Consider the following 11,409-nt stretch of genomic DNA (forward strand, 5'->3'; position numbering starts at 1 on the left):
TTCGACCGGTTGAATACGGCCAATTCCGCTCCAACGCCTACGTCAGGACGCTAAAGGGCAACGGGCTGAAAGGATCGATGGGGCGAGTCGGCGCGTGCGCGGACAACGCCGCCATGGAATCGTTCTTCTCACTCCTGCAGAAGAACGTACTGGATCGCCAGCGATGGTCCACAAGGGCCGACCTTCGCCTGGCCATCGTGACCTGGATCGAGAAAACCTACCACCGAAAACGCCGCCAGCGGCGCCTCGGTCGGCTAACCCCGGTCGAGTTTGAGACAATCAATACCGGCATCAAAGCCGCCTAACAACACTCAACCCCGAGAGTCAACGAAAGCCGGGGCAGTCCCCTGAAATATGACCGGCCAATCGGTTAGTCCGGCTGGCATGCCGGCTCCATCAACGGCTGCTCATAGCGCATAAACCCTTAGATAAAGAGGCGTCTCACCAGCTGCCCGACCGCGCGACGTCGCCTCAACATCCGTGGAAATCTCCGAGTTCGTCTAGGACCCCGCTATTCTACTAAGAAAACGAAGGTGAGCTCCCTGCGGAAAGTGGGGTGAGGTTGGGCTCGAATCCGAGCGAGACCATTCTGCGTAGGAGGCGTTTCTTGGTGCGTTCGGGGTTCGTTTTGTCGTAGTGGTCGATGCCGAGTTCGTCATAGACGACTCCGTCGTGGAGCATGTTCCAGACGATGACGAGCAGCGTGTGTTGAAGTGCGACTACGGCCCGCAGGGCGCCGGCATGAGACTGAATGCGACGATACTTCACGGCGAGATAGGTGGTTTTTGACCGGGATACGGCCAGCGCCGCGATTCCTAGGGCGGCTTTGAGGTAATGGTCGCCGGGTCGGGTTTGGGTGGACTTGACCCGTCCAGCGGACTCGTTCTGGCTCGGACACACTCCCGCCCACGATGCCAGATGGCCCGCAGTTTCAAACACGTTCATGTCCACGCCAGCTTCGGCGATGATGACATTAGCGACATTCCTCGATATCCCGGGGACGGTCATCAGCATCTCCCGGGCTAAGAAAAAGGGGTTCCATCACCGTGTCGATGCGGGCGTCCAGTGCCGTGAGGGTCGCCTCGATCTGATCGATGCGGTCCAGATGCAGCTGCACCATGAATGCGTGGTGGTCGGTGAAACGGCCCGTGAGGGCTTCGACCAGCGCCGCGGATTTGTGGCCCATCGACGTGTGTGCCAACGAGGCCAAGGCTTGTGGGTCACGTTCTCCGGATATGAGAGCGTCGAGGATGCTGCGGGCGGATCGGGTGCTGAGCGTGCTGACGACCGATGACAATTTGATGCCGGAGTCCTCCAGCCCTTTTTCCAGTCGTGAGTATTCTCGGGTGCGCTCATGAGTCAGGTTCGATCGCGTGCGGGTCAAATCCCGCAACTGCCGGATCGGCTCGGGCGGCACGAAACTGGCCCGCAGCAGGTTGTGGGCTGCGAGCTCGGCCAGCCACGTCGCGTCTGAAACATCGCTCTTCCGCCCCGGGATATTCCGCGCAGCTTTAACGGGCTCATCAGACCCACGCTGCTGGGCTTGCGGCACCAATCCACGGTTCCCGTGGAAGCCCTCCACGCCACGCTCGTAAACAGGCTCTAAGCACTAAGAATCACCGGCGTCGACCGCGGCACTGTCATCATGCGCCGCTACCCAACCTAGCCACAAGGCCGTTTTTCTCAAACCCCCAACGCCGCGGAGCGGCTCCACAGCTCGTAACTATGCCTTGAGACCTTTTGGTGGGATCCCTGTATCCGCCGTTAGTTATGAGCCACATCGGCGCAGCGCATGGCCAACTATTGGTTAGGCACGTTTCCACGCGGCAGCAACCCACAGACAGGCGCCAGGCGTCTGGCCGCCCGCGTCCGGCGCGGTTAGAGTCTGCAAGCTAGAAGTACACCCCAACCGGACGTTAGGTGATTGGCTCGGAGCCGTCAGAATAGGGCTCGTTTCGTCCTTCTCTGACGGAGGCTTTTGAGGCTCTTCGACCCCATCCTGACACTTTCGATCCGCCCGTAGGGGCAGAACTGGCATATGGGTTCACATCTGTGCACACCGTAGGAGCGCGGTCGCGCTCGTATAGCTGCTGCCCGCGTCAGCTGCACCTACGTGCCGCCGCTTCCACCGTATCTGCGCCTAAACGTCGATAACAGCGCATATGACAAAAGGAGCCCGTGGCTCTTTTCTAGTTCTCCGGCGCATGCGATGTCAGGTATTCACGCAGTCCAGGGATCGCGAAGTTCACGAAGTCCTATCCGGTGGGTTCGATCAGCCCGGCGTCCATCAGGGGCGTGCGGTAGTTGCCAACGGCGTTTGGCCGCATTCCTGTCGTATCAACGTCAAACCGGCAAAGCTTGCCGTTTCATTCGCGGCAGGGACCGCGGCCAGCGGGAGGGCCACAGCGTCACGAGGACCCCCAACCCGTCATGATCTTTACACGCTAGGGGCCCTTGATGCCTCTCTGCCAAATGGTGGGCCGATCGTTACCCTCAGTTGTCCCGGCAGGTGGTCCTCAACCCGTATGTGTGTGGGCGCTGGCATGCTCGCAGGGCCCGCCCGCGTTTGGTCCCTTTTCTGCGACGACGGAGTACACAGGACACGGTCCCTTTCAGCCGTACGGTTCTTTGGAGCGCAGGCCTTAGCATAGTCCGAAAGGGGTGCCAATGGGGGGAGCTTGTTATGGGGTCGTTGGAATCGACGCAAACTGGTATGCGTGAGCAGGAATCGGTGCGAACAGCCTCGGCAGGGGCTCCCGGTTTAACGGCAGCGACCAAGGTGAGACGGTCGGCGCGGCCCCGGAAGAGGGATCTTTTCGCCGTCCTGGTCCTGATGGTCCTCATCGCTGTTTCGGCCACGCCCTGGCCTTCTGCGCTCGTAATTCGCAGTGTTTTCGAGCGTGGGGCCGAGTCCACTGTTGACGAGATGACGCCGTACGTTCCCGATACTCCATTGCAGACACGTAGCGGAGTTGTCTATAAACCCGGCGGAACTTTCGACGTTTTCACCCCGGAGAGTGTCACCGGCCCGCTTCCGACGATCGTATGGATCCATGGTGGCGCATGGATCTCCGGCGCCCAGAGCGACGTGGAACCCTATCTTCGGATCCTTGCGGCCCAGGGCTACACAACTATCGGCATTGGCTATCCGATCGCTCCCGAGGCGGTTTACCCGACTGCCGTTGAAGACATCAATGAAGCGCTCGCGTACATCAAGGCGCATGCCGGCGATCTGCAGGTGGATTCCAACCGGATTGTGCTGGCTGGTGATTCTGCTGGCGCGCAGCTGGCCAGCCAGATGGCTACCCTGACAGTCAACCCTGAATACGCGAATCTGCTCGGGGTCGAGCCCGCACTTCAAAAGCAGGAACTTGTCGCAACGATCCTCCATTGCGGGGTCTATGATCTGCAGGCCATGGCGGATTTGAATGGAATCGCAGCATGGGGCTTCAAGACCGCGTTGTGGGCCTACACCGGTACCAAAGACTGGTCCGACACGTACGCGGGCAGCACCATGTCCACCGTTGAATTCGTGACGGGCGACCTTCCTCCCACCTTCATCAGTGGGGGAAACGGCGACGGTCTTACGTGGTTGCAGTCCGTTCCCTACAGGAACAGACTGAGGGCTGCGGGTGTCCCGGTGACGGAACTGTTTTGGGCCGCCAATCACGAACCCGCACTACCTCATGAGTATCAATTCCACCTTGACTTTGCAGAGGCGCGGGAGGCGCGGGACAAGACCTTCGACTTCCTTTCCGACCACGCCGCAAACTCACGCTAACCGCGTGGATGATCACGCCAGGACGAACCGTGCAGCAGCTGCTGGGCCACGACCAGGCACAGCAACTTGGCATCATCGAGCCGGACCTTTCTGCCCGGCCGACCGGACCGGGTATGTCCACGCCGCTGTTCGTGATGCTGCTGGGGGAGGTCAGTCGCTGGGGATTTGCCCCGGAGACGATCGCCGCACTGCTGCCCAATGCTGACCGTGCCTTGGAGTGGATCAGGGATTATGGGGACAAGGATGGCGACGGCTTTGTCGAATATGAGCGTCTCAACGACCGAGGGTTGCTCAACCAGGGATGGAAGGACTTCTGGGACGGCATCAATTTTGCTGACGGCACCCTGGCGAAGCCGCCAATCGCCCTGTGCGAGGTACAGGCCTATGTCCACGGCGCGTATACGGCGCGCGCATGGATGGCATATGACGACGGGGACTTGGCGAAGGCGGCCGAACTGCGTGAGCGCGCGGCCCGTTGAAGCGGCAGTTCAACGAGCTGTTCTGGCTCCCGGACAAGGGCTATTACGCTGTCGAGCTAGATAAAGACAAGCGGCCGTTGGATTCGTGTGCGTCCAATATGGGCCACTGCCTCTGGTTCGGTCTTGTGGACGAGGACAAGGCGCCGCTGGTGGTGGAACGACTGATGTCGCCGGAAATGTTTAGCGGCTGGGGTGTGCGGACTCTGGCTAGCGACATGGGAGCCTACAATCCAGTCAGTTATCACAACGGGTCCGTGTTGCCGCACGACAACGCGCTTATTGCAGCCGGGCTGCTGCGCTATGGGGTTCGTCGAGGAAGCGCAGCGGATCTCCACTGCCCTGTTGGAGGCAGCGGACTACTCCGGCGGCCGGCTGCCGGAGCTGTTCTGCGGCTTCAGCAGGGAGCAGTTCCCCGAGCCCGTGCCGTACCCTACGGCGTGCTCGCCGCAGGCATGGGCGGCTACCACGCCGATCTTGCTCGTAACGAGCCTGATGCGATACGACCCCCACGTTTCCCTCCGTGGCCTATGGATGGACCCCGTACTTCCGGATTCCTATGGCGACCTCATATCAGCAACGCGCCCATTGGCCCCGGCCGGATCACCATAGACATCTCCGGATCCACTGCTTCCGTCAACGGAGTGCCGGAGGGCCTGGTGTTCCACCGCGGCCGCCGGCCTTGGATCACCGAACTCGTGGAACAGGCCAAACTCCGCCCGGATGCATAGCGGGACGACGGACCGGCCGACGTCAATTACGCGCGCTAACGGTTCCATCTTGCCGAGGGTGGGACACCTGCACCTGGATCCCACAGGTGGGATAGTTATCTGCGGCCTGATCAGCTCTGGCCAGGATCACGACCTGGCAGGTTCGTTGAGGGCGCCCCGGGAAGCACAGCCTCGGCTACCTGCGGGGCGAGAGCACTCTCCTCCACAAGTACCTGCGCCGCTCACGGTCCAAAGTTGCACTCCGGCCCCTCAAACCCAGCGGTGACTCCGATATCAGAACGACGCCGAAATCTGACAGACACCCGGTGCCCGCCAGCCCATCACAACGGCGCGGACACGACGAAGAAAGGGCCTTATCGGCTTGCGGAGGAGCTTCGGGGTCGCTGCCTCGTACTCGCGCCGGCACGCGGACCCGACGGCGCCCCTCCCCAGACACCACCTCGGCGCCTCACCATTCCGTCATGTCGTCATCCAACACACAGGCAATGAATGGATATGAAGAACCAGCCACGTAGCCGGTACCACTGGACATCTCGCTCCAAATCCACAAAATTTATGTCGTGGAGGCCAGAGGAAACCATGAAGAATAACTAGCCCCAACCCGGCCGCCACACTTCAAGAAGGAGGAAGTCGGCAAAAGTAACTGCCACCAAATAAGGCCCCGACGGGGGCCATACGTGAACATTTGTCCACACTCAGAGGCCCACAAGCCCCTGGACAGGGAAAACACGTGCCCGAGGTGGGACTCGAACCGGACTCCAGCCCCTGCCACCACTGGGAACTCCCGAAAGCATCGCCAATCCGAGCCAGCCAGGCCGATGTACGGCCCAGTCCGAAGCCAAAAGTGTGGACATTGTCCACACCTTCTTTCTGGCACATCACGAACAACTCCGAGCGGCGCCGCGCTCCCAAAACCACAGGGCGGGCAACTCTACGTTTTACCAAGAGTCTTACGGACAGGATGCCTGACTGCCCACTCACCGCATGCACGTTGTTACGGGGTAACTGCCCCGTTGCGTCGGCGGAAAACGCAATGGAAGAAAGTCATCGACTCAGCGAACGCGACCTTGTTTTCCGAAACGTCAACAGTCGCCGCACGCTCACTGGAAATCCCGGTGGATCCGGACCCATACCGCTTCAAACTGATTTACAGGCTGGATCGTCTCCTTGCCATCTGGCACACATTCAGGGATGGGCGTAGATTCAGCTCAATTCAACGTGGCGTTTTCACAAGGAGCCTGCGATGGCTGGATGGAATGCAGACAACGCGGCCGGACCCACCGGGCAGGGAGCCGTGACTTTGGTGGCGGGATCGTCCTTCTGCATATCGCTACAGAACGGTGATATCTTCCCCCATCATCCCCACGGGGTTTTCTATCAGGACACCAGGATCCTGTCACGATGGTCGCTCACCATGAACGGACAACCGCTCGAGCCACTGGGGGCGTGGACCCCCTCGCCGTACCAGGGCACCTACATCGGGAGGGCCGCTCGTGCCGACGGCAGGAGCGATAGTCCGCTGACCGTGGTGAGGAAGCGCGAGCTGGGTGCCGGTATTGCGGAGGACATCACGATTCACAACTATGGCCTTCAGCCCGCCTCCTGTGAGGTCGGACTGGCCGTGGATGCGGACTTCGCAGATCTTTTTGAAGTCAAAGACGGTCGATTCCACCGTCTCTGGGATCAGACTAGGAGCGCTAAGGCAGGGTCGGTGACGATCGAAGCGGCCTGGCAGGAGACGCGGAAAGGGATCGTCGTGCGCGTCCACGATGCCGAGGTCACAGCCGAAGGTCTCGACCTGCATGTGATCGTCCCAGCGCATGGAAAGCGGGCTATACGGGCGACCGTGCTGCTGCTTTCAGCCGAAACCGAAGTCGATGCTGGCATACCGACTGTCTCCCTCACAGCCGCCATGATCTCTGCACAGGAGCGGCGTCAGAAGGCCTGGGATGAGCGTATTCCGCTTACCCGTGTGGGTAATCCGGCCATCGAAAGAAGCCTCCTGCGCAGCCACGACGACATCGGGGCGCTGCGCATCGTGGACCCGCAGCATCCAGACCGCATGGTCGTCGCCGCCGGAGCACCGTGGTTCATGGCACTGTTTGGCCGGGACTCGTTACTGTCCTCCTTCATGGTCCTGCCCGTCGATGCAACGCTGGCCTTGGGCACGCTGCAGACCCTGGCTGACCGGCAAGGCGTCAAGGTAGACCCGCTGACCGAGGAGCAACCGGGCAGAATACTGCATGAGGTGCGGCTCGACGTCGGAACCAGCCTTGCACTTGGCGGCAGATCAGCCTACTACGGCACCATCGATGCCACTCCCTTGTTCGTCACCCTGCTCGGGGAAGCAAGCCGCTGGGGACTTCCCCTCGACGACATCGCAGCGCTTGTGCCCCATGCAGACCGTGCCCTGGACTGGATCCAAGAGTACGGGGACCGTGACGGCGACGGATTCGTCGAGTACGAGCACCTCAACGACCAAGGCCTCATCAACCAGGGCTGGAAGGACTCCTGGGACGGGATCAACTTCGCCGACGGCCGCATGGCCGAGGCCCCTATCGCGCTGTGCGAGGTGCAGGGCTACGTCTACAGTGCGTACATCGCCCGGGCCTGGATGGCCTACGACGTCGGCGACAAAGCTCTCGCCGCCGCCTTCCGGGAACGGGCGGAGCGGCTGAAAAAACAGTTCAACGATCATTTCTGGTTGCCTGACCGCGGGTATTATGCCATTGCGCTCGACAAGGACAAGCGACCCGTCGACGCCTGCGCATCCAACATGGGCCACTGCATGTGGTCCGGAATCATGGACGAGGATAAGGCACCACAGGTTGCAGCAAGACTCATGTCCCCGGAAATGTTCAGCGGCTGGGGCGTGCGCACCCTGGCAACGGACATGGGCGCGTACAACCCGGTCAGCTATCACAACGGCTCGGTCTGGCCCCATGACAACGCGCTGATAATTGCCGGTCTCATGCGGTACGGCTTCGTAAAGGAAGCGCAGCAGCTGTCCACAGCACTGATGGAGGCCGCCCAGTTCACAGATAACCGGCTTCCCGAGTTGTTCTGTGGGTTCAGCCGCTCCGAATGCCCCGAACCCCTGCCCTATCCAACGGCGTGCTCACCCCAGGCATGGGCATCGGCGACGCCGGTGATGCTGATCCGGACCCTCCTGCGTTATGAGGCACACGTCTCTTTGGGCGCGCTGTGGATGGACCCCGCGTTGCCGGAAACATGGGGAAACCTGCACACCACCAACCTGCCGGTGGGTGGGGCGCGGGTCACGATCGATGTGTCCGGATCCGACGCGACAGTGGAAGGGTTGCCTCAAGGGATGGTGTTCCGGAGGGGAATGCGGCCGTCGCTGGACGATTTCGTGGAGCTTGAAAGGTTGCGGGGTGATTGATGACTTGGCAAACGCCAGCATCCACCTGAGAACCTCCTGACCTGTCTTCTCGGCTGCGGCCTCGTGGTGGTTGTCTGGGATGGCCGGCGGAGCCGGCACGAACAAGCCGACGCCCGGCTGGGCCACGCCATCACGGACCTGCTCGGCGCGGTGCTGAGTCGGAGGATCCGGCTGTTCGCCGCCGGTACCGAGTCGAATGGGCACAGCAGCTGCTGCTCCACGCCTACACACAGCAGAACGAAGCACTCGGAACGCTAATCACCGCGGTCGCCTTCATCAACCGGCGGGAAGGCCGCGGCAGCAAAGCCCACCAGTTCCTGGAATTCGCCCTCCAAGCCGACCTACCGTCTGGCAAGGCTCAGCGACCAAATGATCGGCCGCGGAATGGTTGCCGGCTGGAACACGGACAAAGACTGGGCCCTCCGGCCCTCAGACCTTGAAGCATCCTGGGCCCCAGCCACTCGGATGAGCTACCCGGAATCAAGTGAGCTGTCCCGATAATCGATCGTGTAGCGGGTGACGACTGCGCGCATGAAAGACTCACATCCGTGAACAATGATTCCAAGGGAACCCTGCACCATATCGAGCTGTGTGTGCCTGACATCGATCGCGCCAAGCAAGAATGGGGCTGGGTTTTGGCCCGATTGGGATACTCGATCTACCAGAGCTGGGCCTCAGGAATCAGCTGGCGGCTTGGACCAACCTACATAGTTGCTGAACAATCACCGGCCATGAGTAGCCGAGAACATGAGCGCACACTGCCAGGTCTTAATCACCTAGCGTTCCACTCCGGGAGCCAAGAAGACCTAGATGTCTTTGTCGAAGAGAGCCGCCGGCACGGATGGGTGCAGTTGTTCGAGGACAAGTACCCGCACGCTGGCGGCCCGATCACTACGGTGCATACCTCGTAAACTCTGATGGATTCGAACTAGAGCTTGTAGCAACCGCCTAAGCGAACGTGGCAGGGCGCCCGGTAAGGGATCGGCGGATTCAGGCGGTCATTGCAACAGGAGGTTTTCGATCAGTTCGATCGGTTTCCTGAACTCTAGTCTTTTGCGCGGTCGGTCGTTGAGTTCCTGGGCAACCCAGTCGAGGTCTGCGGCGCTGTGGATGCTCAGGTCCGTGCCCTTGGGGAAATACTGGCGCAGTAGTGGAATGGTTCCCGAAAGCTGGACACGGTAATTATGTGTCTGGCATCGAACGGGGCCGCAGCAATGTATTCAGGGAGCACTCTTAGCCGGTCGGACGCCGTGTCGGCGGTCGATTTGTTCGAACAGGGGCTGACTGCGAAGTCCGTCGCGCTTGCTCTTGATCTAGCACTGAATCCTGTCCAAATGTTGTATGAACGATGGCAGGTACGAGGATCGGGGGCGCTGATGACAAGAGACCGTAAGCAGTACGACGTCGAAACCAAGCTCGAGATCGTGCGGCGTCATCTTCAGGGCGTGTCCGGGCGGGTCCTGGCCGAGGAGTATGACCTTCCCTCGCCCGGCACCGTCGCTAACTGGACCAGCATTTACCGGCGCGATGGTGAAGACGGGTTACGCCCGAAGAAACGGGGCCGGCCACCGGCCGATCGCGGGAACCCGCCTGCCGAGAGTGAGGTCGAGCAGCTCCGGAGGGAGAACGAGCGGCTGCGTGCAGAGGTGGCATATCTGGGAAAATTGCGGGCCTTGAGGTCACAGGAACGACGCTGAAAGTTCAAGCGGTCGATGATCTCAAGGCCCAACACCGGTTACCGCTGTTGCTGCACCTGGCAAAGCTTCCCCGCTCCACGTTCTACGACCACCGCAACCGGCTCTCCCAGCCGGACCGGCACGCGCAGATCAAAGAGGCCATCCGTCTGGTCTTCGCGCAGGCGCGGGGTGCTTACGGGCATCGACGTGTTCTGGCCATCTTGTTGCGGCAGGGATGGACAGTGTCGAAGAAGACGGTGCTGAAGCTCATGCGCGCGCTCGGGTTGCAAAGCCCAGTGCGTCGCCGGCGCAGATATAACTCTTACCGTGGCGAGGTCGGTAAGGCTGCTAAGAACGTGTTGAACCGCCAGTTCGAGACCGCGACCAAACACACCAAATGGGCCACCGACGTCACTGAGTTCACGGTTGGTGCCTCCAAAATTTACGTCTCGCCGGTCCTTGATCTTCATGACAACCGGATCGTCTCTGTCATGGCTGGCCCGTCTCCAAGCGTCAAAATGGTCACCGATGGCCTCCGCGCCGCGATCAGCAACCTCGCTCCCAACGAGAAACCCCTTGTCCATTCCGATCAGGGATTTCAATACCGGCACACGCTCTGGCAAGACACGCTACGCGGAGCCGGACTGACTCAATCGATGTCTCGCAAGGGCACATGCCTGGATAACGCCGCGATGGAAGGGTTTTTCAGTCACCTCAAAGAGGAATGGTTCCGGATCCAGCAACCCAGCACCGTCGAGCAGTTCCACACCGGGCTGAGCGAGTACCTGCGCTGGTGGAACACCACCCGCATCCAACAAAGACTGGGCTACCTCAGCCCCGACGAGTACCTCGCCCAAACCCTCGCTACCGCGTAACGTTCAATTCAACGTCCAGCTTTCGGTGACCACTCCAGTAGGCCATTGGTGTTTCGTTAATGCCGCGCTGCCAGGGCGAGTGCGGGTCGCAGAAGTAGATTTCGATGCCGGTGTCGATCTTCACGGTTTTCCAGTCCTGCATCTCGATGCCCTGATCCCAGGTCAGGGAATGCCGCAGCGCCTCGGGGAGCGTCTTGATCTTCGCGGCCAGTGCATCACGCATCTGCTCGGCCTTGTGCCCGTCCGGCAGGTGCACGAGCATCGTGTAATTAGTGCTCCGCTCGACCAGCGTCCCAATCGCGGACTGATTCCCTTTGCCGATTATTAGATCCCTTCCCAATGCCCCGGCACGGCCCGGTCCTGAACCCCCGGAGGACGCTCGGAAATGTTGATCATTCCCGGGATCCGGTTCTTGCGCTGGCCAGCCTTGCGGCAGGGCTGCCGCATAGCCCGCCCGGTGCGCAGGC

At 60.9% G+C, this 11,409-nt stretch carries 8 protein-coding genes and 5 pseudogenes; 8 read left to right on the top strand and 5 right to left on the bottom strand.

The window, feature by feature from the left end; genetic code table 11:
• The coding region (locus J7I79_RS23705) for an integrase core domain-containing protein (RefSeq protein WP_214957678.1) at nucleotides 1-305 on the top strand (305 nt) is incomplete at its 5' end.
• Nucleotides 306-519: 214 nt separating this feature from the next.
• Here the strand turns inward: J7I79_RS23705 and J7I79_RS23710 are convergent.
• Together J7I79_RS23710 and J7I79_RS23715 are read right to left on the bottom strand one after the other, a co-directional pair.
• Nucleotides 520-1,008, bottom strand: a complete 489-nt coding sequence (locus J7I79_RS23710; protein WP_214957680.1) for a transposase — start codon at nucleotides 1,006-1,008, stop codon at nucleotides 520-522.
• A complete protein-coding gene (locus J7I79_RS23715) occupies nucleotides 974-1,552 on the bottom strand; it encodes a transposase (protein WP_214957681.1) in 579 nt (192 codons plus the stop codon). Before J7I79_RS23715 ends, J7I79_RS23710 begins: the two co-directional genes overlap by 35 nt.
• Nucleotides 1,553-2,833: 1,281 nt before the next feature.
• Between J7I79_RS23715 and J7I79_RS23720 the strand changes: the two genes are divergently transcribed.
• A complete protein-coding gene (locus tag J7I79_RS23720; RefSeq protein WP_251043221.1) occupies nucleotides 2,834-3,781 on the top strand; it encodes an alpha/beta hydrolase in 948 nt (315 codons plus the stop codon).
• Nucleotides 3,782-3,801: 20 nt separating this feature from the next.
• Here the strand turns inward: J7I79_RS23720 and J7I79_RS25075 are convergent.
• Nucleotides 3,802-3,900 (bottom strand): annotated as a pseudogene (locus J7I79_RS25075) (IS982 family transposase); the annotation flags it as partial.
• Here J7I79_RS25075 and J7I79_RS23725 point away from each other — a divergent pair.
• The 4 genes and pseudogenes from J7I79_RS23725 to J7I79_RS23735 form a co-directional block, all read left to right on the top strand.
• Nucleotides 3,898-4,988: pseudogene (locus tag J7I79_RS23725) on the top strand (amylo-alpha-1,6-glucosidase); the annotation flags it as partial. The pseudogenes J7I79_RS25075 and J7I79_RS23725 sit on opposite strands and share 3 nt — an antisense overlap.
• Before the next feature lie 1,243 nt (nucleotides 4,989-6,231).
• A complete protein-coding gene (locus J7I79_RS23730) occupies nucleotides 6,232-8,391 on the top strand; it encodes a glycogen debranching N-terminal domain-containing protein (RefSeq protein WP_214957685.1) in 2,160 nt (719 codons plus the stop codon).
• A gap of 30 nt (nucleotides 8,392-8,421) precedes the next feature.
• A pseudogene (locus tag J7I79_RS24505) lies at nucleotides 8,422-8,649 on the top strand (hypothetical protein); the annotation flags it as partial.
• Nucleotides 8,650-8,939: 290 nt separating this feature from the next.
• Nucleotides 8,940-9,302 carry a VOC family protein gene (locus tag J7I79_RS23735; RefSeq protein WP_311380661.1) on the top strand — a complete coding sequence of 121 codons (363 nt, stop codon included), beginning with the start codon at nucleotides 8,940-8,942 and terminating at the stop codon, nucleotides 9,300-9,302.
• A gap of 87 nt (nucleotides 9,303-9,389) precedes the next feature.
• Here the strand turns inward: J7I79_RS23735 and J7I79_RS23740 are convergent.
• Nucleotides 9,390-9,542, bottom strand: a pseudogene (locus tag J7I79_RS23740) (IS30 family transposase); the annotation flags it as partial.
• A gap of 225 nt (nucleotides 9,543-9,767) precedes the next feature.
• On the opposite strand from J7I79_RS23740, the gene J7I79_RS23745 reads away from it, so the two are divergent.
• Both J7I79_RS23745 and J7I79_RS23750 read left to right on the top strand, forming a co-directional pair.
• Nucleotides 9,768-10,088, top strand: a complete 321-nt coding sequence (locus tag J7I79_RS23745) for a helix-turn-helix domain-containing protein (RefSeq protein ID WP_214957687.1) — start codon at nucleotides 9,768-9,770, stop codon at nucleotides 10,086-10,088.
• Nucleotides 10,089-10,135: 47 nt separating this feature from the next.
• A complete protein-coding gene (locus J7I79_RS23750) occupies nucleotides 10,136-10,942 on the top strand; it encodes an IS3 family transposase (protein ID WP_251043222.1) in 807 nt (268 codons plus the stop codon).
• A 20-nt stretch (nucleotides 10,943-10,962) separates the two neighbouring features.
• Here J7I79_RS23750 and J7I79_RS23755 read toward each other — a convergent pair.
• Nucleotides 10,963-11,409, bottom strand: a pseudogene (locus J7I79_RS23755) (IS30 family transposase); the annotation flags it as partial.

Source organism: Arthrobacter sp. ISL-69 (genome assembly GCF_018613775.1).
GTDB lineage: Bacteria > Actinomycetota > Actinomycetes > Actinomycetales > Micrococcaceae > Arthrobacter.